Source organism: Dysgonomonas sp. GY75, from assembly GCF_015234155.1.
In the GTDB taxonomy this organism is placed as follows: Bacteria; Bacteroidota; Bacteroidia; order Bacteroidales; family Dysgonomonadaceae; genus Dysgonomonas; species Dysgonomonas gadei.
Map to the genome: position 1 here is coordinate 834,103 of NZ_JADCLQ010000036.1, position 24,737 is coordinate 858,839.

Below are 24,737 nucleotides of genomic sequence, written 5' to 3' on the forward strand. Positions count from 1 at the left end.
ATTTAAATCACTTCTCCATATAGATCGAATGGCTGGGCACCCGTTATCCTGACATTGTAAAAGTCCCCAATATTAAGCATTTTATTTTTCTTAATCAATACTTCAGGATCTACTTCGGGCGAATCATACTCAGTACGGCCGATATAATAGTCTGATTCTTCCCTGTCTACAATTACTTTAAGGGTATTACCTATCTTCTGTTCATTAATATCAAGAGCTATCCGTTCTTGCAGAGCCATCAGGACATCCATCCGTTCCTGTTTTACCGCATCTGATATTTCATCCCTGTAGTGCGCATAGGCATACGTTCCGTCTTCATGTGAATAAGGGAATGCACCCATTCTATCGAAGCGTACATCCTTTACAAATTGGAGCAGTTCCTCAAAGTCCTTATGCGATTCTCCCGGATGCCCTACCATAAGAGTGGTGCGGATATGAATACCGGGAACTTCTTCCCTGATACGCTTTATCAGGTTATATGTCTGCTCTTTCGTAATATTGCGGCGCATCTTTTTCAGCATATTGTCGCTGATATGTTGTAGCGCTATATCTAAATATTTGCACACATTCTCATTATTTCGCATCACCGGTAATAGGTCGTAAGGGAAATTTGCCGGATATGCATAATGCAAACGGATCCATTCCACGCCTTCAATCTTTGCTATGCGATCAATCAATTCCGGTAGCTTCGCCTGCTTGTAATTGTCCAAACCGTAATATGACAAATCCTGTGCGATAACCTGAAACTCCTTTACACCGGAAGCAACCAGATGCCTGACCTCTTCCTCTACTTCTTCTATCTGCCTGGACTGATGCTTTCCTGTCATAATCGGGATAGAACAATAGGAACAGGCACGGTTACAGCCTTCCGAAATTTTCAGATAAGCGTAATGTGAAGGAGTGGTTATGTTGCGTTCCAGCGCCAACTCCTTATGATATGATTTACCCAAATCAGAGATGAGGGCTTTCCATCCAAATTTCCCGTAAAAGCTGTCCACTTCGGGTATTTCGGCCTTCAATTCCTCCATATACCTGTCGGTAAGGCAGCCCATTACAAACAACTTATTCAGTTTTCGCTCTTTCTTAGCCTCTGCAAACTCAAGAATCATATTGATAGATTCTTCCTTTGCATCACCTATAAAGCCACATGTATTTATAACTACGATTTCTCCTTCCGACTTATCCGGATCATGTTTTACGGTGTAGCCGTTTGCCAACAATTGTTTCATCAATAACTCGGAGTCTACCAGATTTTTAGAACAACCAAGCGTGATGACATCTATTCTGTTTTTCTTCATTTCTTATTCTCCAAAGAGACTGTTGACAAACTCGCGACGGCGAAATACCTGAAGATCGTCAATACCCTCTCCTAAACCTATATATTTTACCGGTATCTTGAACTGATCGGAAATACCGATTACGACACCTCCTTTTGCCGTACCGTCCAGTTTGGTAATAGCCAAAGCTGTAACGTCGGTAGCAGCAGTAAACTGTGTAGCCTGTTCGAACGCGTTCTGTCCGGTAGAGCCGTCGAGTACAAGTAGTACCTCATGCGGTGCTCCCGGAACTATCTTATCCATCACTTTCTTTATTTTTGAAAGCTCGTTCATCAAACCGATTTTGTTGTGGAGTCGTCCTGCTGTATCTATTATTACAACATCGGCATTGTTCGATTTAGCAGAACTTAATGTATCAAAAGCCACAGAAGCCGGATCGGAACCCATTGCCTGTTTTATGACCGGAACACCTACACGCTCGCCCCAGATAACCAGTTGCTCAACGGCTGCGGCGCGGAATGTATCGGCTGCACCAAGGTAGACGGACTTGCCTGCTTTCTTGAACTGATTTGCCAGCTTGCCGATTGTAGTTGTTTTACCAACACCATTAACTCCGACAACCATTATTACATATGGTTTTGCTGTTTCCGGAACAGAGAAATCATCATTATCTACGGCATTATTTTCAGTCAATAAATCAGCGATTTCTTCCCGCAGTATATTTTTCAACTCTTTGTCGTCTACATACTTATCCTTTGCTGCCCGTTTTTCGATACGTTCGATAATCTTCAATGTAGTGTTTACCCCTACATCGGACATGATCAACACTTCTTCGAGTTGATCGAGTACATCATCGTCTACTTTCGATTTTCCGGCAATAACACGTGATAGTTTGGAAAACATTGACTCTTTAGTCTTTTCCAATCCTTTATCAAGCGTTTCCTTTTTTTGTTTCGAAAAGAAATCAAATAATCCCATAGATTTTATTCTTCTGATTATATAGATAAAAATAAATCAATCTCTTAAGCCTTGGGGCTGCCCGGTATTTTTACCTTCTGCAAAGCTACGAAATGGATAATAAAAAACCTCCCTGCATAAGAATGAAGGAGGCGTTTTAAATATTTTTAACAAGACTATTTTGCGAAATAATCTTTTACTGATTCGTTTGGAACCATTTCTTCTTTAAATGTGTAAGCGCCTGTTTTAGGAGACTTTACCATTTTGATTACTTTAGCATAGTTACGACCGTCTTTTGCTGATGGGTCACGATAACCTGCGACTGTTTTCTTTGCCATGGTTTATGTTGTTTTACTTGATTTCTTTATGTACAGTTACTCTTTTCAATATAGGATTGTACTTTTTCAGCTCCAATCTCTCTGTAGTATTCTTTCTGTTCTTAGTCGTAATATAACGGGATGTGCCCGGCATACCACTGGCTTTGTGCTCTGTGCACTCCATTATCACCTGGATTCTGTTTCCTTTTGCTTTCTTAGCCATTTCCTGTTCCTCCTAAATTAAGCGTTTAAATAACCATCTGCGGCCGCTCTTTTGATTGCAGCGTCCAATCCAATTTTATTGATTGTACGAAGGCCTGCAGCTGAAACATTCAGGCTAACCCAACAATCTTCTTCTACCCAGTAGAATTTCTTTTTAAAAAGATTGACATTAAATTTTCTCTTTGTCTTTCTATTAGAGTGAGAAACATTATTGCCAACCATAGCTTTTTTTCCTGTAATTTGACAAATCTTGGACATCGCTATTGTGTTTTATATGTTTATTTTTATATTATATCCTATCCAAATCGGGATGCAAATCCTATCCAAATCGGGATGCAAATTTAGTCATATTTTTCAAACCTACAAATATTTATATCGTTAAAGTTCTTTTTATTTCCAGTTTCGGCTCAACTAATCCTCTTAATGTGATTACTATAAACTATTTTTGATTAATTTTGCCGGAGGACTACTGCTTAGGATACAGGCAGATAGGGCAAAAACATGAAATAGAGGATTTTAGCCATTGATCTCATTCACATTTATTAACCGTATATAGTTAAAACCTGACACATCTGACAGTTTTTGGACTATTTCCGTACTGTCATTTTTACATCCATTAATCATATATAGTTAAAAGGCAACAGTTTTTTTAGCTATTAGCTTTTAGCCGTTAGCCTTCTTCTCGTATCTTGTCTACTCGTATCTCATTTAACTTATTACTTATCCCAATATATCAAAGAACTATAAGCTAACAGCTATCCATATAGATAAACTTTCTGCATAAAAACACATATTTCGTACGTTTGCCCTTATAGGCAGACGCCTTTATTCATATTTGGCAAATAATATTTGTATCTTTGGCATATGAATAATAAACGTATACTCATCACAGGGGCCAGTGGCTTTATAGGCAGCTTCCTGGTCGAAAAGGCTTTGGAAAAAGGTTATGAAACCTGGGCCGGAATCCGCAAAAGCAGCAGTCGCGAATATTTGCAGGATACGCGTATTCAGTTTATAGACCTCCCCTTTCAAGATAAAGATAAATTAACGGAGGACTTACGACACTTTGTGTCCGAACACGGGAAATTTGATTATATTATTCACAATGCCGGAGTCACAAAATGTTTAAATCCTAATGATTTCGACAAAGTTAACTTTCAATATACAGCTAACTTTATAGATGCACTCAAGGATGCGGATGCTGTTCCCGAAAAATTTATATTAATGAGCAGTCTCAGCGCATATGGACTTGGAGATGAAATTAATTATATTCCGTTAAGGATAACCGATGTCCCTAACCCCAATACGGCATACGGAAAAAGCAAACTTAAGGCCGAGATGTATTTACAATCGACCAGTGATTTTCCATACATCATTTTGCGTCCAACAGGGGTATACGGTCCGCGCGAAAAGGATTATTTTTTGATGGTAAAGACTGTAAAATCAGGATTGGATGTAGGTGCGGGATTCAGACCTCAACACCTGACTTTTATATATGTCAAAGACCTCGTCGATGCTGCGTTTCTCGGCTTAGAAAGCGACATCCGAAACGGAGCTTATTTTGTTGCCGATGGAGATGTATATACCGATAAGGAATATACCCGGTTGGTAAAAGAATCTATAGGAAAAAAGCATGTGGTTAGCCTGAAGGTTCCTTTATGGTTATTAAGGGTAATCTCTTCCATAGCTGAAAATATATCCAGATTGACCAAGAAGCCATCAACCTTGAATAGGGATAAATATAAAATAATGAAGCAACGCAACTGGGAATGCGACATAACCCCGCTTTCCAACGACCTCCGGTTTTCCCCAAAATACAATCTAAAGAAAGGTTTGGAAGAATCCATAAAATGGTATAAAGAAAACGGCTGGTTATAAGTCGATTGCAAAATGATACGAGAAAAGAGTATTATATAACAATAAACAAGTTTAAATTTGACTATATGCTACTTATTGTGTACATTTAAAGAATTCTTCAGAGGGAGAACCGATAGTATTTAGTTCTTTAAACATTTAAATAGTAGATATATGTCATTATTTAATTTAAAAGGAAGAGTTGCTGTGATAACAGGAGCATCTTCTGGTTTAGGAAAAAGATTTGCTCGTACGCTCGCTGAGCAAGGTGTGAATGTGGCAATAATTGCCCGCAGGATCGAGCGTCTGGAAGAAGATGCAAAGGACTTGAAGAAATTAGGGGTGGAATGCCTCCCTATCCAATGTGATGCAACCAAAGAGCAAGAAGTAATATCATCCATAAACCAAGCTATCCGGCATTTTGGTAAAATAGATATACTGGTAAACAATGCCGGTATTGCACTTGGCGGTAAAGCTGAGGATGTTTCAGGTGAAGACTTTAAGAAAGTAATGGATGTAAATGTCAACGGAGTATTCTATTTTGCCCGCGAAGCTGGTAAGAATATGATTGACAATAAGTATGGTCGCATAATCAACGTATCATCGATGTACGGAAAGGTCGGGAATAAATTTAGCGCATGCCTTAGTTACCACACATCGAAAGGAGCTGTTGAGAACTTCACAAGAGCCCTGGCTGCGGAATGGGCAAAGTATAATATCACTGTAAATAATCTGGCTCCGGGCTTTTTTGACTCTGAAATGACAGGAGGATTTATCCATAATGATCATTTTGTGAATTTTGTAAAAAACAGTACTTGTATGGAACGTACAGGCAGAACTGAGGAACTGGATAGTGCCTTGATATTTTTAGCTGCCGATGAATCAAGTTATATTACCGGACAATCCATTTTCGTAGATGGCGGCTGGACGGCAATCTAAAGCATAAATCCGGTCTTGATAAATTTAATATAGAATTCGTTTTATAAGTGGTCGGCTAATATAAGCTGGCCACTTCGTGTTTATTGCCCTTTCATTTGCTAACAAATATCTCGAAAAGAAGAATAAATTGGCAATATTAAGGACTGATACTCCGTTATATATAGATAAATCCATTGAAATATAATTACATGCCGATTATCAACTAATGGACTTTGATAACTCTCTGTCCGAAGTATTTGGTTATCTTTGCACATAAATAAAATTTATAGAAATAAATAATACTTTTCTTTTAATGAAAAAAATCACATTAATCCTAGCTATTCTGACAGTGGTGTTAGCTTCTTGTCAGGATAAGAATGCGTATACTATTGAGGGTAATTTCACTGAAAATACATTTGATGGTAAGATGATCTATCTTCAAAAGATAGATAGCATGAGAGCCGAATCATCTTCAGTGATAGATTCAGTAGTATTGAAAGACGGGAAATTCAAGTTCAAAGGAACTACTGATGGTAATCCTATTATGGGTTTTATCTCTGTAGGCAAACTGGAGACTCCAGAGGCAGATTCTCCGGTAGGAACGCTTATTCTGGAGCCGGGAGCAATAAAGATAACATTAGAAAAAAATGCAGTGAGTACAAGCGGAACCCCGAGAAATGATGAGTTTAATAAGGTTCAGACCGCAATGAATAAGATGGCTGCTTTATATAAGGAAGTGAATGATGCAGGAGGTATACAGGGAGTCCCGGATGCTAATTCAAGAATGCAGGCATTACAGGAAGAAATGCAAAAAGCTAATTTTGAATTTACAAAAGCAAATATGTCGAACAAGGCCGGTGAATTTTTGTTTTATTCTTCTGCTTCGATGTTTACAATGGAGCAACTAAAAGAATTATTGCCTTTGGCTGACAGTACTTTCCGTAATACTCCGGAAATGAAAGCTTTGGAAAAAGAGTTGAACAGGGTAGTGCCTGAAGTCGGCCAACCGTTCGCTGATGTACAGTTGGTAGATATGACCGGTAAGGCCGTTGCCTTGTCCGAATATGCAGGCAAAAGCAAATGTGTTGTTATCGATTTCTGGGCTTCGTGGTGCGGTCCGTGTATTCAGGAAATGCCGGGTCTGATAAAAACCTATAATGCATATAAAGCCAAAGGTCTTGAGATCGTTGGAATATCTGTAGATGAAGACAGGCAAGCATGGCTTAATGCTGTGAAGACTCACAAAATGACATGGATACAGTTAGCTGATGATACAAAATCAGCTTCAGAACTATATGGTGTGAACACTATACCGCATACTGTTTTATTAGACGGGAATGGCGTGATCGTGGCTAAAGACCTGCGAGGAGCTGCACTGGAAGCTAAGATTGCTGAAATACTCAATTAAACAATACAATAACATTCCTTGTTTTATTACTAATGGTTTGAGTAATTTATTCGAGAACTTATATATTAACTGTCTTATTTATTAATAAAATGAAGAAAATTATATTATCTCTATCAACGGTACTGGTGTTGGTTACATCTTGTGGCGAAAAAGATCAGTTTACTATTAATGGTACAATAGCGGGAGCGTCTGATAGTGCTAAGGTGTACTTGCAGACACTTGAAGATAACTGGAGAGATCAGGTAGCAATTGACTCTGCTTATGTGACGAATGGCAAATTTCAGTTTAAAGGACTTGCAAAAGAAGGCGCGAAAGTTCATTTCATAGCATTGGCTAAACCTACAGATATAGTGAAAAGACCGGTTTTGCTGGTTGTGGAACCCGGACAGATAGAAGTTGCCCTGGATAGTGTTTCTACTATTAAAGGTACAGCTTCGAATGGTGCTTACCAAGGTTTGAATACCAAACTGAGCGGATTTGACACGGAACTAAAAACTGTATTTGAAAAATCGAAACTGGATACATCTAAGGTTGCAAAAGCTGAACTCGAAAAACAATATGAAGAGATCGATGCTCAGAAGACAAAAGAAATATATAATTATGTGAAAGCAAATATACAAAGCCAGATAGGCGCCTATATATTTGCATCCAGATCATATCTGTTTACTTTAGATCAAATGAAAGAGTTATTTGCATCTGTAAAACCTGAATATAAAACCAACGAAAGGATGGCAAAACTTGAGGCCCGTATACAGGCTCTGGATGCAACTACGGAAGGCAAAGTGTTTACAGACCTGAAAGGAAAGACCCCTGAGGGGAAAGATGCAGCGCTGTCTGATTATGCAGGTAAGGGTAAATATGTGCTTGTAGACTTTTGGGCGTCATGGTGTCCTCCATGCCGTGCCGAAATGCCGAAACTGGTACAAGCGTACAAGCAATTTGGAACAAAGGATTTTGAGATTGTAGGTATTTCGTTAGATAGAACCAATGAGGACTGGGTAAAAGGAATTAAAGACCTTGGTATTACATGGGCTCAGATATCCGACCTGAAATTCTGGGATAGCGAACTTGCCGGTGCTTATGGGGTGAATTCTATACCTCACCTTGTATTACTCGATAAAGACGGTAAGATTTTGGCTCGCGGAATAAGCGCCGATGAAGCTGTTGCTAAACTGACTGAATTGCTTAAATAATCAAGCTATAAAATAAGAAAAGAGCTTATCATTACTGATAAGCTCTTTTTGTATTCATATACTTATTTACTCTTTCCTTGCTATCCTAATTCCGATTTTCTCAATACCTTTCAGTTGTTGATCGCGCATACCATGTCCTATTATTATCTGATGGCTACGTTTTTTATTAAAGATGATATTATCATCAAAAATAAAAGACGCCTGATATAACGTACCAAATCCAGAACCTGTCCACTTGCCGAATTTATCAGCCAACAGAAACTCTTTTTCCCGTTTTGTAAATACAGAATCGTTATAAATGTCTGATTGGACAAAGAACCAGATGTTTTGATACGGGTAGTTCACATTGTTGGTCACCTCAAAATATATGGTATATGGAACGTTCAATTCGAAAACGGTGGAATCTATATCAAATATGAGCTTATCATTCTGTGCCCATTCCGCATCCTTTATTTCATGGAAACGATAATATACCTCCTGCTTGTTGCAGGAGATAGCTATGATAGTTAACAGTATGCCGCATAAGACAGATAGAGGCTTATGCGTCAGGCTTTTTCTGGTCAGGCTTCCCATTTCTGTTATGTCTGTTTCTGTCGTTCCTGTTATTTTTATGATTATTGTTTTTATTCTGGTTCTGATTCTGTTGATTGTTGTTTTCAGTCCTGTTGTTATTGTTTGGCCTGGCATTCGGGTTTGCATTTGCCTGCTTGTTATTATTAGCTTGTTTATTGCTATTATCCGGCCGGTTATTTCCTCCCTGGTTGTTTGGAGAGCCTTGTCCGCTATTTTCAGACCTGTTCTTTACAAACTTCTTCTTTTTATTATTCCGGTTATTGTTGCCACTGTTATTGTCGAAGCGATTGATGTTCTCCTGCAATATATCGTGAGAGGTCACTTTTTCTGTCTGTTCCTGAGGCTCTGTGGTAAGATGTGTCGGCTTGCCTCCCTGTTTATTGATCCTGATAATTTCATATACGCGGTCTTTAGGGAGTGTAACGAGGTTTGCTGCAAAATGCTTGTCGGTAGAATATGTCATTTCACCTGAAAGAATATCAGTCTTGAAATGGAAGAATGAAGCATCTTTCGTTTCTAAAACCACTTCTCTTGAGGGCAATTTCCGTTGAGCCTCCACGTATGTATCTACTTCGAAATTGAGGCAACATTTCAGTTTACCGCATTGTCCGGCAAGTTTTTGAGGGTTTAGCGGAATATCCTGCAAGCGTGCTGCTGATGTGGAAACCGATACAAAATTAGACATGGAACTGGAGCAACACAATTCGCGGCCGCATGGGCCTATACCACCTACACGTCCGGCTTCCTGACGCGCACCGATCTGCTTCATTTCTATTTTTACACGGAATTCCGATGCATATACTTTTATCAATTGGCGGAAGTCTACCCGCTCATCGGCTATATAGTAGAAAATAGCTTTGTTACCATCTCCCTGAAATTCCACATCACTGATTTTCATGGCCAGTTTCAATTCTTCGGCTATCTCCCGCGCACGGAGCATCGTTTTGTGCTCTTTGGCTCTGGCCTCATTCCATTTATCTATATCAGTTTGCTTTGCAATGCGATAGATACGTTTGGTTTCGCCACGATAATTATTTTTAAGCATTTGTAGCTGAACCAGTTTTCCTGTCAGGGTTACTTCTCCTATATCATGTCCCGGGGATGCTTCCACAGCTACAATATCGCCCCGGTATATCTCTACATTGTTGCTATTCAGGTAATAACCTTTTCGTGTATTCTTGAACTGTACCTCTACCATTTGTGATTCTCCGGCAACTTCCGGTAAATCCTGTAGCCAGTTGTAAACTTCCAGTTTATTTGTTCTCGAGCAGCATGAACCGCCCTTCTTGGAGCAGCCGCCACCTGATTTACATGAACAACCGCCACCTGATTTACATGAGCAACTTCCTCCGGAACTACAGCCTCCGCCAGAGCCGCATCCGCAACTTTTTGTGGCTGCCACATATCCTGTTTCAATATCTGCCGTTTCCAAAGCTTTTTTGTTCGCTCTGGCACAGGTGCATCCCACGGGCGTTTTGCAGGTACCCTGGCAATCGTGTGGGACAAATGTATTTTGATTTTCCATTATATATTTATTTTAATTAATTAAGACAAAGCCCCTTCTACGGCTTTGTGGGTCTATATTTATTGTTTTATAAGTATGGTTATTTTCAGGCAAAGATCGAAAAATACCATCTTTGCATTTACATTTTGCTCTATATGCCTTTCTGCTAAGGCCAGTTCGTTCATAAATCCTATTATGTTACGTTCGTTGATGAATGGGGCGAAGCGGGTTCCAAAGTTTGCTTCGTCCTGAGCCAGATATATCATTTCAGGCTGACTCATGTTGCTGACAAAATACTCACGGATCATTCGCTGGCAGTATTTCAGGAAACCTTTCTGGTTTTCGCGTCCTACTCCGGCTATTTCATTACCGATTGCTTTTATTTCTTTTATATTGCGGGCATACGAAGCTCGCATCATCTGGATGAAGAGATTGAAAAAGAATTTATGCTCCTCGTTCAGACTGATTGTTTCTATAGCCTTCAGGTAGTTTCCGTTTGCCAGATGAGCCACGTTTGCAGCATCTTCGGGACTGATATTATAGGCAGATTCCAAAGCCTCGGTTATATCCGTCTCTTTTACACCATGTATGTTGACACGCTGGCAACGCGATTGTATGGTGGTGATAATATTATCCGGAATATCAGAAACCAATAGGAATATCGTATTGTCTGTCGGTTCCTCTATTATTTTCAGCAGTTTGTTGGCGCACGATTCGTGCATCTTTTCGGGAAGCCAGATAATCATTACTTTGTATTTGGCCTCATATATCCTTAAACTCAGCTTGCGGATAATTTCTTCACTTTCTTTGGCATAGATCAGCCCCTGAGAATTTTCTGCATCGATATGATCGAGCCACTGGCTGAGATTGAAATAGCTGCTCTGTTTGATAAATTCGCGCCATTCGGTAATATAATCGTCGCAAACCTCTTTTTTCTTCGCCGCCTTTTTTATAATAGGGAAAACAAAGTGTAAATCAGGGTGCGCCAGATGGTTATATTTTACACATGACGGGCATTTACCACACGAATCTGTTTCCGATGGATTCTCACAATTCAGATATTGGGCATAAGCAAGTGCCAGAGGGAATTTTCCAACTCCTTCCTGTCCGCAAAAAAGCTGTGCATGAGGGATAATTCCCTTTCCTGCCGAACTTATCAGCCGCTCTTTTACTTCGTTTTGCCCTATTATATCTTTAAAAAACAAATTTCTTTCTAATTATAAGTTATAAAGTTAAGAATTACTTTTTTAATAGTAATCCAATATCTAATATATCTCTTTAGCTATTCTCCGAACGCTTTCGGTCGCCAACAATGAATAAAAGTGCAGGCTTGGCACTCCGTGTGCAATCAGTTCCTTGCATTGCTTTATGCCCCATTCCACACCTACTTCCTTAGATTCGTCATCTGTTTTACACTTGCGAAGTTCAATCGCCAGTTCTTCCGGAATGCTTGAACGGAATATCCGTGGAAGCACTTCCAGTTGGCTCATCAGTACAATTGGCTTTACTCCCGGAATAATCGGCTGAGTGATTCCTGCCTTACGGCATTTATCTACAAATGAGAAATATTTTTCATTGTCGAAAAACATCTGGGTAACAAAATATTCGGCGCCATTGTCGGCCTTCTGTTTCATGTAATGTATGTCCGATTCCATATTGGGAGCGTCTTCATGTATTTCGGGATAGCATGCCATACCATAAGCGAACGGGGTGGCATTTTTTTCAAAAGTGGTACCGTCGGCTGCAATGCCTTCGTTGAACTTATTCACCTGAACTTGCAGATCGGTAGCGTATTCGTTCCTGTTCGGATATATCTGCTCCGGAGCAAGGCGTTTGGTATCGCCTCTTAATAACAGAAGATTATGTACATGCAGAAAGTTCAGGTCTATCAATGCATATTCGGTTTCCTCCTGAGAGAATCCTTTGCATATCATGTGCGGGACAGCCGCCACATTATATTTGTGCTGGATAGATGCGGCAATCGCTACCGAGCCGGGACGTTTACGGATGTTAACCCTCTTTACCGACCCGTCAGGCATTTCCTGATCGAGATATTCGCTATGATGTGTCGTTATATTAATATATTGAGGATCGAATTCAATCAGTTTATCAATGATATTATACACTTTTTCGATATTATTTCCTTTTAACGGAGGAAGTATTTCGAAAGAAAAAGCGGTTTTGTCATTTTTGTTTATTAATTCACTTACGGTCATATCTTAATATCTTTTTTTTTACTAATAAATATGGTATCCTTAAATCCATTTGCTTATTGTTATATTACCTGATTCGGTATTTCCTCCTATTTAAAGAAGATTCTCATTATGTCATTTCCATTGGCCACTAGCAGCAGGAGGAGTAAAAACAGCATACCGCCTACCTGTGCATATTCCATAAATTTCTCATTCGGTTGCCGCTTGGTTATGGCTTCGTATAAAAGGAACATAATGTGTCCTCCGTCCAGCGCCGGAATAGGGAGTATATTCATAAAGGCAAGTACGATGGACAGGAATGCAGTCATAGACCAGAATGCGTACCAGTTCCATTGAGCCGGGAACATATTGCCGATACCGGCAAACCCACTCAGGTTTTTCACTCCTTCTTTGGAGAATACGAAACGTATCTGTGCTACATAGCCCTTAAGTGTTGCTACACCATTGTTGATTCCCGCCGGAAATGATTCGAAAAAGCCGTAGTGGTCGGTCTGCATATTCTTTTTCGAGAAAATATCGGACATCTTTGTCGAAGATGTGAAACCGATAACGCCGGATGTGTCTATCGCAGCTGAAACTGTCTGTACTTCACCGTTTCTGTAAAAAGTGATAGCCAGCGTATGCTTTTCATTATCCCCCAGTTTATTACTTATCCTAGTTACATATTTTTGGATACCCAACTGAGAGGTAATCGGCTGTGAATCAAGAGCGGTTATGCTATCTCCGCGTATCAGGCCGATTCTTTTAGCCTCGGAGTTTTCGCTTACGCTATCCACAACAGGTGCAGACCAATATTCATAAGCCACTTGTTTCGATGCAATTACACTGTCAGCAAAGCTTTCGGGGAGAGTCAACTCCATTTGTTTGCCATTGCGTACGATGGTTACGGTCTTGGCATCGATGAAATGCATGAATGTATTCATATCCAGAACCCCGCGTCCCAGAACAAGGTCTTTGCCGTCGGCGCTCACCAGTATATCTTTATCCTGAAATCCTCCGTTTCTTTTTACTGTTTCGGAGAAAACCATCCCATCTTTTACATTCTTCAGAGGCAGGTATTCATCACCCCATACGAACAGCATCATAGAGAAGATGATGATAGCCAGTATGAAATTGAACAAAACACCGCCTACCATCACAAGCAGACGTTGCCATGCCGGTTTGGAGCGGAACTCCCATGGCTGGGGAGGAAGAGCCATTTGCTCCTTGTCCATCGATTCGTCTATCATTCCCGATATTTTCACATAGCCGCCTAATGGCAACCAGCCTATTCCGTATTCTGTATCGCTGTTCTTTGGCTTATATTTGAACAGGGAGAACCACGGATTGAAGAATAAGTAGAACTTCTCAACTCTTATCTTGAAGAGGCGGGCGAATAAGAAATGCCCGAACTCATGTATAATAACCAGTATCGATAAACTTAGGATTAATTGTAACGCTTTAATTAAAATTGTTTCCATTAAAAAATCAGAGTGTTATTTGATAAATTCTTTTGCTATGTAACGGGCTTCCGTATCGGTCTGCACGTAATCTTCATACGACGGAGCCTGAATAAAACTTGTTTTGTGCATTGTTTTTTCTATGACCTCGCTCATTTCCAGAAATCCGACTTTGTCTTTCAGGAAAGCAGCTACCGCTATTTCGTTTGCCGCATTCATGATGCAGGCCATATTTCCTTTTACCCGCGCGGCCTCGAATGCAAATGCCAGATTGCGGAATCGCTCCATATCGGGTTTTTCGAATGTCATTGTTTTCAGTTTGAAGAAATCGAGACGTTCGAAATTCGATTTTAACCTGTTGGGGTAAGCCAACGCATATTGTATAGGCAGATGCATATCGGGTAGTCCCAATTGTGCGATGATGGACGAATCCTCGAATTGTACCATCGAATGTATGATGGATTGCGGATGCACAACGACCTCAATCTGGTCGGGGGTGACATCAAACAGCCATTTGGCTTCTATCATTTCCAGTCCTTTATTCATCAGGGATGCCGAGTCTATCGTAACTTTTGCTCCCATGTCCCAGTTCGGATGTTTCAGAGCTTCGGCTTTGGTTACTTTTGCCAGTTGTTCTGCAGAATGATTCCTGAACGGACCGCCGGACGCCGTAAGGATAATCTTTTCGATAGGAGAACGTTCGCCATTGAGACATTGGAATATGGCGGAGTGCTCCGAATCTACAGGCAATATCGGTACTTTATGATCAATGGCCAGACTTGTAATCAGTTCACCTGCAACAACCAGTGTCTCTTTGTTTGCCAAAGCAATTACTTTTCCCGCTTTTATGGCATTTATAGTAGGTTTCAATCCCGAATAACCGACCATGGCAGTAAGTACCATGTCGATAGGTTCACTTTGTACTACCTGTGCTATTGATTCACTTCCGGCCCATACTTTGACAGGTAAATGCTGTAAGGCTTCTTTGAGTCGGGTATATTTATTCTCGTTGGCAATAACCACTACCTCAGGAGAGAATTCCTCTGCCTGTCTGATAAGTAAATCTATATTTTCGTTGGCTGTCAGTGCATATATTTCAAAATGGTCAGGATTTTCTCTGACTATATCGAGCGCTTGTGTTCCAACTGATCCTGTAGAGCCTAGTATTGCAATATTCCTTTTCATATGTGGTTTTAGAAAGATATATAGTTTTCAGGATTTACGGCATTGCCTCTATACCAAAGTTCAAATTCGAGTATTGAAGTTGTTGTACTTTCTGCTTTTTCGTCATCTACTTTGGTCTCTATTACAGCTATAGCCTCTCCTGTACGCACCTTATCTCCTGTTTTCTTTAGTAGCAGGGTATTGTACCTATATACTGAAATAAATCCGTTTTTATGCTGGATTTGTATTGTATGTCCTGTCTTCAGATCATATCCGGCAAATATGACCACACCCTCCAGTGTCGCCAGTATGGTCTCTTTAGGTGAGGTTTTAATTGCGACTCCGAAGTGTCCGCCGGAAGGATCGAATTTGCTCGTTATAATTCCTCTGGCGGGTCTGAAGAATACAACACCTTCCATTGGATTGGTGGTACTGGATGATAATACAGAGAGATTGTACCGTTCTTCGTCTTCATATCGTTTGGTATATTCTTTCTCCAGATCTGTTTTCTTGAGTAAGGGGTCGTTTTCGGATACAGATATCGTATCGAGAATCTTTACCGAATCGATCTGACGGGTGCCGTCAAAAATACTGCGGAGGTTACTTATATAAGCCTCCTGATATTTCAATTGCTGTTCGAGAGAGTCTGTCTTAATTGCCGACCGGATTGCTTTTTCCCTTACTTCGGCATCGAGATAACCCGGCAGGTAGTAGCGGATCGGTGTTGCTATGATGATAGCGGATGTGATTGCAATGAGAAAAAAAGCGAATACAAGAACCAAGACAGCACCTGAGAATATAGAAGCTTTAATCTTCCATATCTCCTCAAGTGTATTTTCATTCATTACGGAAAGGCGGTATTTGAAGTGCAACCGCTTCCATAGATTATGTTTGTTTTTTTTCTTCTTTATCATTCGGTGCCATGGCTTTTCTAAGCATCAAAAGGCTTTCAAATTCTAATTATTTGACATATGTAGCCACTAATCTGCAAATTTAAGAAAAAAGCGATATATTACGGGAAGAAGAGGCAGAAGATTGTATTAAAATATCCTTTTTTTAAATATTTATTCCAAAAGGGACACATTCTTATTTTTTTTAGCTATTTTTGCAGCCTGTAAATCTCGGAATATTAAATTGTTCCTAAGATGCAGTTATAATAATCTACATTTGTTGTAAGTTGAGTATGAGTTTATTAACTGATAAGTTATATCGGTACGACGCGGCCAGAAATACACGGGCTGCAGGAATTTACCCTTATTTTAGACAAATCCAGAGCGATCAGGACACCGAAGTCGTTATAAATGGGAAAAAGGTGTTAATGTTCGGATCAAATGCCTATCTGGGATTAACCAATCACCCGAAAGTAAAAGAAGCAGCCATAGAAGCTACCCGTAAGTATGGGACAGGGATGGCCGGTTCCCGTTTCCTGAATGGTACTCTTGATATCCATATCGAACTGGAAAAAAAGCTTGCAAAATTTGTAGGCAAAGAAGATGCTATCGTTTATTCGACAGGCTTCAATGTGAATCAAGGTGTAATATCTTGTATTACAGGACGTGAAGATTACATATTGTGGGATGAGCTGGACCATGCTTCCATTATTGAAGGAGCAAGGGTTTCTTATTCTACAAAGTTGAAATTCCGTCACAATGATATGGAATCTCTCGAAAAACAGCTGCAAAGATGTGAACCTGACAAGGTGAAACTTATTGTGGTTGACGGGGTATTCAGTATGGAGGGCGATATAGCAAACCTTCCTGAAATAGTGAAACTCGCCAAACAATATAACGCCAGTGTAATGGTAGACGAGGCTCATAGCTTAGGGGTTCTCGGTAAAGATTACAGTGGAAAAGGGCTTGTGGAACAAACAGGTTTAGTTGACGATGTGGAACTTATAATGGGAACATTCAGTAAATCTTTAGCTTCGCTTGGCGGATTTATCGCCGGAAGCGAAACTATTCTCGACTATCTGCGACACAATTCCCGCGCTTATATATTTACAGCCAGCGCTACACCTGCAGCTACAGCGGCAGCCAGTGCAGCATTAGATATCATTATTTCGGAACCTGAGCGTATTAAGCATTTGTGGGATATTACTCATTATGCATTAGATGGTTTCCGTAGCCGTGGTTTTGAAATAGGACATACCGCTACTCCTATTATACCGCTATTTATCCGCGATAATGAAAAAACATTTATGATAACAAAATGGCTTTTCGAAGAAGGCATATTTGTTAATCCGGTAGTGTCTCCGGCTGTTGCTCCGGCAGATACATTGATTCGTTTCTCTCTGATGGCTACACACACCAAAGAACAGGTTGATATAGCGTTTGAGAAAATAGAAAGAGTATTCAAAAAAGCAGGAATATCTCTGGAAGCTAATGCCCGATAGGCAGAGCGACCTTATATAACTGTATTACAAAATAAGATAACCCTCTGTCCGTTAAAAGATAGAGGGTTTATTGTTTAAGGCCGCAAGCTTATTATCTTTGTATCTGCAATATCAATAGCCGGTTACGAAGGAATAATGTTGCTTTTAATACTTTCTTGACCAAAGCAGTTGCTTATGAAAAAAATAACTCTATTATTGTTTATAGTCGCCGTATCACTGCGTCTGGCAGCTCAGGATACGGAAGGAAAACTTGAAGCGCATATAGACTATGAAGTGGAAAGGCGGAATGCGACAAATGAAACTATAACCGAAGAGGAGATGAAAAATAAAATATTTTCAGCTCCGGCAACATTCAGCTTTTATGGATCGGGAGGCAGTGAGGCTGTTTATTATACATGGTTTCTATACAAGAAGGGAGATATGGAGAATCCTATCGCACGCTATTCGGATAAGGATATAACCAGATATACCTTCGAAGAATTCGGAGAATATGTTATGAAACTGGAAGTTGCAGACAATGATTCCAATACGTCTGAAGATACATTCTCATTTACTATTTCTGAGTCAAAGCTTGAAGTACCTAATTATTTCTCTCCGGGAGACTCTCCGGGGGCAAATGATGAATTCCGGGTTGCATACAGGTCTATCGTGAAATTTAAATGTACCATTTTCAACCGTTGGGGGCAAAAACTTTTTGAATTTGCCGACCCGGCTAAAGGGTGGGACGGGACATATAAAGGAAAATATGTGAATACCGGAGTTTATTACTATGTAATAGACGCTCTGGGTTCTGATGGAATCAGATATAAAAGGGGCGGGGATATAAATATTCTGCGTTCCCGTTAAAATATTTTTTACACCTCTGATCTGTTATCTTATCATTATAATTTTATCTATAGTTATTTACGACGGCTTTTAATCGAGGCTCATCGACGAAAGCAAAGAGCCGGAAGCGGAAAAGTGAAAGTCGAATAGAATTATCAATCGACGAAGGTAAATTGACAGAATAAAAAATAGTGCAAAAAGTGTCAAGTTTGTCAGGTTTTTATGGAAGATAATTTCAGGCATAAAGATATTATCTTCATTTACCGCCTCTTACGAAATATATGTCGCACTGAATAAAAAAAATAGAAACTGCTTTTCAGGCTTATGTAAAGATATATTTTGCCCGCGTATAACAAAATAAGACAACCGGACGTATGCAATACGTCTCTACAAACTTTTGATAGAGATAAATGATTTGAAGGATTTGCCCTGACAATAAAAGAGAGATTACTTAGTTTTAATAAAAAAACCTATATTTGACGTATAACCAGTAACTATAAATATGAAACACATCTTGTCGTTCGGCTTTTTTATTCTGTTCTCTATATCATTATTTTCTCAGACGTATGATCTTACTGGCATGCAGGGATTAAGGAATGAGAAAGGTGAAGTAATGTTGGAATTGAGCGGGTATGAAATTTCAATTTCCACTATTAAAGGTCAAATAGATAATGATAAGACACTTAATGCTATTAAGAAGAAGTATAATCTGGAAACGATTCTGGCCGAGTATTCCGAACCCGGGATTCTGAGAGCAAATAAGATAATAGAATCTGAATCGAAGATTAAAGACCGACCAAAGGTAAAGCTAAGTCAGGTATGTTATATATTCGAAAAATCAGATAAAGAGGTCGATGTAATCTCCTTTAATACACTCAATCAGCGTGATATCGTATTAGAAGAGGAAGTTATCAGGGTATTTCTCGAGAACGGACTTATATACTATATCTCGGATGAACAGACAGCTAATTCTATCTCATTTGCCGGTAGGGAAATAAATCTGGGTTCGGCATGTAACTGGATGAGCCCGCATAATGTAAATTGTAAAGGCGGACAGATGAGCTGGTCGGAGTTTCCATCATTCGAAAGCGCAAATCTGGATATCAATACACGTATAGATGCCAACATAAATGAGAATGTAAGTATACTGGCCGAGGATGATATAGAAGTTGTCTTCGAGGGACTACCGTCTCTTGCTCACCGTGTGGTTTATAAACAAAAGTCAGGATTTGGACGAAGAACAGACCCGCTGATTGTTTACTATATAGTTCAGGAGGTGAGAGGTAAATACCTAAGTTGTGTATTGAGTAATTACAGATACAACAGGAATGATTATGAGCTGGCTCCCCTCTTGCAGGAAGTGATGAGCATTCCGGTATTACCCGAGTCGGCATACAACCAGTTCGATATACCTCAGTTTGAGGAAAATCAGAGACAAGAGCCTGAAGAGAAAGAGTATCTTGTAAACCTTGTCGAGATCCGAGCCGGAAGCTGGTTTCCTATAGGTAGTTTGAAAAATGCATATAAAGCAGCGCCATCCATTGGTGTCTATGTAGGCTATCCCATAAAGAAAGTAATGGCAGTGGATATCGGTTTTCAGGTAGCTTTTCCTGTTAGTCGTGAGTTTTTCGATTTTTATTACCGGAAAGACCCCTATGCTACAAAAGCCGATCTGTTAGTAAATGTAAATGCTCGATTCCGTTATCAGCAGGAAGCCGCTAAGAATGTTTACTGGACTACCTATGCCGGTGCCGGGGTGATTTCAGTTCAGACCGACCTGGAAAAAGAGTATTACGATGACGGGGAAAGCAAATGGCATAGCTTTGAAACATTAGATGTTTTCGGCGGTGTGAATATACGGTATAAAAAAGTAGGACTTTATCTCGAATATCATTATACACCGTATTCCATCGGCAATAAGGTAAGGGCGAATTATGGGAATAGCGCAGTGAATCTGGGCGTGGCAGTTTGCTTTTGAAAAAATAATGCCTATATGATGGTGTTTATTACTATAATCTTCTTGTTCTCTTTCTGGGCTGCATTCATTATTGTATTTGTCATACTTAATAGGAAAAGGGAGAAATCGTATGATGACAAGGAAAATTTGTACCTGACCGAAATTAAAGACAATATACTTCTTGAGTTGAGGGGGCTTAAAAGCAGGCAATATAATCATAATAGAGGAGGGACTGCCATTACAGATCTATATCTGACAAAAGATGCTTTGTACATCATGGCTCGCCAGTCTTTTTGGATTAGCTATTTGACAGCATCGCCTAAAATATTGACCCGTAAACATTTAAATCGGAAGCCTCATGTGGTCAGAAAGTTCAAGATGAACTCGTTTGGCGACACCATTCTTCTGAAGTTTGAAGATACTATATTGTTAAGTATCCCTATCGAACTACGCATCTGGGGCGTTACAGAAGAGCAGAAGAGGCTGATCTCCCTATCGCTTGGCGGTACTGATATCGAAGGATTATATATGTATTGATATCCTCATTAGAAAAAGTGTCTTCTTTAGCCAGAATATTAGATATACTTGTCCGGCGTATTTTTAACATTCTGTCGATTAGATAGTCCTCTTTGTCGATTATTATTGTAACATATGTAATCAGTTCATACTTTTGGAATGTAAACAACTAAAACATGAACATTATGAAAAAGCTGATAATCGCAATAAGCATACTATTCGCAGTAGGGGTATTCAACCCTTTATCTGCCCAGGTAAATATTAATGTAAATATCAATGTAGATAAGCAGCCGGCCTGGGGGCCTACAGGATATGATTATGCCGGATATTACTATATGCCCGACATCAATGTTTACTATGATATTACGAATGCACTGTTCTATTACCTGACGGGAAGTAAATGGATCTCAGCCCAATACCTGCCGGACAAATACCGCAAATATGATCTGTATAGCATGTATAAGGTTGTAGTAAATGATAAGCAGCCATGGTTGCAGAACAAAACCCATAAGAAGAATTACTCGCAGTACAAAGGAGATAAAACACAGGAGCCTATCCGTTATAGCAACAATGCCAAGTATAATACCAGCAAGAATAATACCAATAGCTGGGTAAATACCAATCGTTCAGATAGCAGATCAGGCAATACAGGCAGTAACAGGACTGATAGCAGAAGCAATAATAATGGTAATAATAAAACGCAGGATAATAATAGCCAGAGAAGTCCCGAACGGACTTCCCAACAAAATGGAAACAACAGAAGATAGGTAATAAAGATTGGTTTGGTGAAAACGGGACTGTAATATCTACAGTCTCGTTTTATTTATTCAGCTTTCTTAGCTTCTTCCCATAGTGCATCCATCTCTGACAGAGTCATATCTTTTAGGATTTTGCCCTGCCTTTTTGCCTCTTGTTCGATATAGTTGAACCGACGGATAAACTTTTGATTGGTACGCTCCAATGCGTTATCAGGATTGACTTTATACAGGCGCGCGGCATTAATCAGGCTGAAAAACATGTCACCGAACTCAGCTTCTGTCTTATCAGCGTCCATATTCGAGATTTCGTCTTTCAGTTCGGTAAGCTCTTCCGAGACCTTCTCCCATACGTCTTCTTTCTTTTTCCAGTCAAATCCGGCATTACGAGCTTTGTCCTGTATGCGGTGGGCTTTAGCTATTGAAGGCAAGGATGCAGGTACACCTTCGAGGATGGTTTTGTTCCCGCCTTTTTCTTTCAGTTTGAGTTGCTCCCACGATTTCTCTACCTCACCAGCTGTTTTAGCAGCATCATCTCCAAATACATGGGGATGGCGGAATATAAGTTTGTCGCATAGGGCATTGCATACATCGGCTATGTCGTATGTCTCTTTTTCTTCTCCTATTTTTGCATAGAATACGACATGAAGAAGCACATCTCCCAGCTCCTTTTTTATCTCGTTATCATTATTTTTAATGATGGCCTCACAAAGTTCATATACTTCCTCGATTGTGTTTGTCCGCAGGCTTTCATTTGTCTGTTTGGCATCCCAGGGGCATTTTACCCGCAATTCGTCCATAATGTCGAGAAGCCTGCCGAATGCTTCCAGCTTTTGTTCTTTTGTATGCATCGTCGATTATATTAAGGTCTCAGACCTTTTTATTACTTTGGTAAGTATAACACCCAAAGACTGTTATAGACTAAAAGTATATTATTAAATACTTTCTTTTACTTATTTAGCGAAAAAGCAGATTCTTTCAAACCTGCTTTCTCTTCTTTATTTTGCTTCTTCTTTTATTTTCTTAAAGTTATCCAGCCCTGTATTCAGGAACTTAATATACTCTGGTATATCTTCATTGTATGCATATGAAGGACCTATCGGTTTTCCTGCATGATCGAGCAATACATAGTACGGTTGAGAGTTAGTACCGAACTTATGCCGTTGCAGGTAACTCCATTTATCTCCGATTGTTTTTAGCTTAGTCGTTTTGCCGTTCTCTTCCACTTCTATAACCTCCGGTAATTTCTTCTTGTCGTCTACCATGAGTGTTATCAGCACATAGTCTTTTTCGAGAAGATCTTTCACACGGGCATCTGTCCATACCGAAGCCTCCATCTTGCGACAGTTTACACACCCATAACCGGAAAAGTCTATCATCACAGGTTTGTTGTTTTTGCGCGCATAATCCATGCCTGCTTCATAGTCGTCAAACTTGGCATGCACCTCTCCCTTATACAGGTTGAAATCCTGAGTGAATAACGGGGGAGAGAAAGCACTTATTGATTTCAATGGTGCCCCCCACAATCCCGGTATCATATAGATAGCAAATGCAAATGAGATGATAGCTAAAAATAGGCGTGGAACAGATACATGCTTCAGGTCGCTATCGTGCGGTAATTTAAGCTTGCCCAACAGATAAATACCAAGCAATGCAAAAATAGCAATCCACAATACAAGGAATACTTCGCGGTCGAGAATTCCCCACCCGTAAGCCAGGTCGGCTACAGAGAAGAATTTCAAGGCTAAAGCCAACTCCAGGAATCCTAGTACAACCTTTACCGAATTGAGCCAGCCTCCCGATTTAGGCATACTTTCGAGCCATGACGGGAATATGGCGAATAATGAAAATGGTATAGCCAGAGCCAATGCAAAGCCAGACATCCCGATTGCAGGGGCAACAATCGAGCCTGAGCCGGCAGCTTGTACCAGCAATGTCCCGATAATAGGCCCGGTACAGGAGAATGAAACCAGAGCCAGTGTAAATGCCATGAAAAAGATACTGATAATACCTGTGGTAGAATCGGCTTTCTGATCCATCTTATTTGTCCATGAAGAAGGTAAAACCAGTTCGAATGCTCCGAAGAATGATATGGCGAAAACAACTAGCAGGGCAAAGAATATGAGATTGAAAATAGCGCTGGTTGCGAGATCATTCAGGGCACTGGCACCGAATATAGCTGTAATAAGCAGCCCTAACGCAACATATATAATAATGATACCTAAGCCATAGGTCATCGCATCCTTAATAGCTTTACCTTTATTCTTTTTATTCCGTTTCAGGAAAAAGCTGACAGTCATCGGTATCATCGGCCACACACAAGGTGTAAGTAAGGCTACAAGCCCACCACCAAAACCTCCGAGGAATATCCAGAATAAGGATTGGTCGGAAGTGTCTCCGGCGGCACCATATGCTTTTACTTCCTCTATTACAGGTTTCCAAAGGTCGCTGCTGCTGGTTGGTGTAGTTGAAACTTGGCTCAATGTATCTGCCGTTGCTGTATCTACCGACACAGCTTCCTCTGCGCTATCGGCAGATGTTCCGCTTGCAGAAACTAATGTTGCGGGCAAATCTTTAGACTTGAAGCTCAAGTCTATTTTTATAGGAATACATTGTCCGTCTACTTCGCTGCATACTTGCGAACGGAGATCGCCTTCAAGTACGAATGCAACTTTATCTGTTACTTTGAGGCGTTGGACGAACGTAGCCTGAGTTTCGTAATATCCGATTTCCATCTGGAATATTTCGTCATAACTCTTTTTCAATTTGGAATTGACAGCTTTAAATTCACCTACTTTAGTTGCGCCTTTGATGTTATCTATAGCCAGACTGGTTGGCATAGGTCCTCCTTCCGGGATATGGATATCATAAAGGTGCCATGTAGGGTCTATCTTAAAATTTGCGGTCAATTCTACTTCTCCGTTTCCTTTATCTACTAGCTTTACTGTCCATGTTGCTGGATCCTGGGCATATATTCCAATTGTGGATATAACTGATAAAATCAGAAATAATAATGTTTTTTTCATAAACAACATCTATATCGATGGCTATTATATTATTTATAAGAATGACAAAGTTAAAAAAAAGAGATTATAATAACAGAATGACAATCTCTTTTTTAGATTATTTGGGTAATATACTTTAAATTGTTGTTGCAGGAATATATCTTCTCGATAATAATGGTGGAATAGTCAGTAACCTGAGACCAATAAATAACAAGAGAATCGCTCTACTGATATACTTGTTTAGAGCG

General features: G+C 39.9%; 23 protein-coding genes. 9 read left to right on the forward strand and 14 right to left on the reverse strand.

Features of this window, described 5'->3' with window-relative positions:
• Positions 1-2 precede the first annotated feature (2 nt).
• From rimO to rpmB, 5 genes are all read right to left on the reverse strand, one after another.
• Positions 3-1,298, reverse strand: a complete 1,296-nt coding sequence (gene rimO, locus IR083_RS15445) for a 30S ribosomal protein S12 methylthiotransferase RimO (RefSeq protein WP_006801310.1) — start codon at positions 1,296-1,298, stop codon at positions 3-5.
• 3 nt (positions 1,299-1,301) lie between these two features.
• Positions 1,302-2,255: a signal recognition particle-docking protein FtsY gene (gene ftsY / locus IR083_RS15450; RefSeq protein ID WP_006801311.1), complete on the reverse strand. Its 954-nt coding sequence runs from the start codon at positions 2,253-2,255 to the stop codon at positions 1,302-1,304.
• 155 nt (positions 2,256-2,410) lie between these two features.
• Complete coding sequence (locus tag IR083_RS15455; RefSeq protein ID WP_006801312.1) at positions 2,411-2,572, reverse strand: DUF4295 domain-containing protein; 162 nt, start codon at positions 2,570-2,572, stop codon at positions 2,411-2,413.
• Between the two features lie 13 nt (positions 2,573-2,585).
• Positions 2,586-2,774 carry a 50S ribosomal protein L33 gene (gene rpmG, locus IR083_RS15460; RefSeq protein WP_006801313.1) on the reverse strand — a complete coding sequence of 63 codons (189 nt, stop codon included), beginning with the start codon at positions 2,772-2,774 and terminating at the stop codon, positions 2,586-2,588.
• Positions 2,775-2,791: 17 nt separating this feature from the next.
• Positions 2,792-3,031, reverse strand: a complete 240-nt coding sequence (gene rpmB, locus IR083_RS15465) for a 50S ribosomal protein L28 (protein ID WP_006801314.1) — start codon at positions 3,029-3,031, stop codon at positions 2,792-2,794.
• A gap of 606 nt (positions 3,032-3,637) precedes the next feature.
• Here rpmB and IR083_RS15470 point away from each other — a divergent pair.
• From IR083_RS15470 to IR083_RS15485, 4 genes are all read left to right on the forward strand, one after another.
• Entirely contained in the window at positions 3,638-4,651 is a 1,014-nt protein-coding gene (locus IR083_RS15470) for an NAD-dependent epimerase/dehydratase family protein (protein ID WP_194224993.1), read from the forward strand.
• 150 nt (positions 4,652-4,801) lie between these two features.
• Positions 4,802-5,566, forward strand: coding sequence for an SDR family NAD(P)-dependent oxidoreductase (locus IR083_RS15475; RefSeq protein ID WP_006801317.1), 765 nt, complete (start codon positions 4,802-4,804; stop codon positions 5,564-5,566).
• A gap of 292 nt (positions 5,567-5,858) precedes the next feature.
• Positions 5,859-6,953 (forward strand): TlpA disulfide reductase family protein, encoded by a 1,095-nt coding sequence (locus IR083_RS15480; RefSeq protein WP_006801318.1) that lies wholly within the window; start codon positions 5,859-5,861, stop codon positions 6,951-6,953.
• 89 nt (positions 6,954-7,042) lie between these two features.
• Positions 7,043-8,146 carry a TlpA disulfide reductase family protein gene (locus IR083_RS15485; RefSeq protein WP_194224994.1) on the forward strand — a complete coding sequence of 368 codons (1,104 nt, stop codon included), beginning with the start codon at positions 7,043-7,045 and terminating at the stop codon, positions 8,144-8,146.
• 66 nt (positions 8,147-8,212) lie between these two features.
• Here the strand turns inward: IR083_RS15485 and IR083_RS15490 are convergent, their stop codons facing one another.
• The 7 genes from IR083_RS15490 to IR083_RS15520 all read right to left on the reverse strand — a co-directional run bounded on the left by IR083_RS15490 (position 8,213) and on the right by IR083_RS15520 (position 15,953).
• Positions 8,213-8,719 carry a gliding motility lipoprotein GldH gene (locus IR083_RS15490; RefSeq protein ID WP_194224995.1) on the reverse strand — a complete coding sequence of 169 codons (507 nt, stop codon included), beginning with the start codon at positions 8,717-8,719 and terminating at the stop codon, positions 8,213-8,215.
• Positions 8,685-10,244: a stage 0 sporulation family protein gene (locus IR083_RS15495; protein WP_194224996.1), complete on the reverse strand. Its 1,560-nt coding sequence runs from the start codon at positions 10,242-10,244 to the stop codon at positions 8,685-8,687. Before IR083_RS15495 ends, IR083_RS15490 begins: the two co-directional genes overlap by 35 nt.
• A gap of 59 nt (positions 10,245-10,303) precedes the next feature.
• Positions 10,304-11,428 carry an ATP-binding protein gene (locus tag IR083_RS15500; protein WP_194224997.1) on the reverse strand — a complete coding sequence of 375 codons (1,125 nt, stop codon included), beginning with the start codon at positions 11,426-11,428 and terminating at the stop codon, positions 10,304-10,306.
• Between the two features lie 60 nt (positions 11,429-11,488).
• Complete coding sequence (locus IR083_RS15505; RefSeq protein WP_006801323.1) at positions 11,489-12,439, reverse strand: methylenetetrahydrofolate reductase; 951 nt, start codon at positions 12,437-12,439, stop codon at positions 11,489-11,491.
• 86 nt (positions 12,440-12,525) lie between these two features.
• Positions 12,526-13,896, reverse strand: a complete 1,371-nt coding sequence (gene rseP, locus IR083_RS15510; RefSeq protein WP_006801324.1) for an RIP metalloprotease RseP — start codon at positions 13,894-13,896, stop codon at positions 12,526-12,528.
• Positions 13,897-13,911: 15 nt separating this feature from the next.
• Complete coding sequence (locus tag IR083_RS15515; RefSeq protein WP_194224998.1) at positions 13,912-15,060, reverse strand: 1-deoxy-D-xylulose-5-phosphate reductoisomerase; 1,149 nt, start codon at positions 15,058-15,060, stop codon at positions 13,912-13,914.
• An 8-nt stretch (positions 15,061-15,068) separates the two neighbouring features.
• Positions 15,069-15,953, reverse strand: a complete 885-nt coding sequence (locus tag IR083_RS15520) for a murein hydrolase activator EnvC family protein (RefSeq protein WP_006801326.1) — start codon at positions 15,951-15,953, stop codon at positions 15,069-15,071.
• A 269-nt stretch (positions 15,954-16,222) separates the two neighbouring features.
• Here IR083_RS15520 and spt point away from each other — a divergent pair, with 269 nt between their 5' ends.
• From spt to IR083_RS15545, 5 genes are all read left to right on the forward strand, one after another.
• A complete protein-coding gene (gene spt / locus IR083_RS15525) occupies positions 16,223-17,431 on the forward strand; it encodes a serine palmitoyltransferase (protein WP_006801327.1) in 1,209 nt (402 codons plus the stop codon).
• A gap of 174 nt (positions 17,432-17,605) precedes the next feature.
• Positions 17,606-18,277, forward strand: a complete 672-nt coding sequence (locus IR083_RS15530; protein WP_006801328.1) for a gliding motility-associated C-terminal domain-containing protein — start codon at positions 17,606-17,608, stop codon at positions 18,275-18,277.
• 481 nt (positions 18,278-18,758) lie between these two features.
• A complete protein-coding gene (locus IR083_RS15535; protein WP_194224999.1) occupies positions 18,759-20,234 on the forward strand; it encodes a hypothetical protein in 1,476 nt (491 codons plus the stop codon).
• A gap of 15 nt (positions 20,235-20,249) precedes the next feature.
• Complete coding sequence (locus tag IR083_RS15540) at positions 20,250-20,750, forward strand: hypothetical protein (protein ID WP_194225000.1); 501 nt, start codon at positions 20,250-20,252, stop codon at positions 20,748-20,750.
• Positions 20,751-20,914: 164 nt separating this feature from the next.
• Entirely contained in the window at positions 20,915-21,496 is a 582-nt protein-coding gene (locus IR083_RS15545) for a hypothetical protein (RefSeq protein WP_194225001.1), read from the forward strand.
• A gap of 56 nt (positions 21,497-21,552) precedes the next feature.
• Here IR083_RS15545 and mazG read toward each other — a convergent pair whose 3' ends face one another.
• Both mazG and IR083_RS15555 read right to left on the reverse strand, forming a co-directional pair.
• Entirely contained in the window at positions 21,553-22,335 is a 783-nt protein-coding gene (gene mazG / locus IR083_RS15550; protein WP_194225002.1) for a nucleoside triphosphate pyrophosphohydrolase, read from the reverse strand.
• A 147-nt stretch (positions 22,336-22,482) separates the two neighbouring features.
• A complete protein-coding gene (locus IR083_RS15555; protein WP_410492884.1) occupies positions 22,483-24,519 on the reverse strand; it encodes a cytochrome c biogenesis protein CcdA in 2,037 nt (678 codons plus the stop codon).
• Positions 24,520-24,737 lie beyond the last annotated feature (218 nt).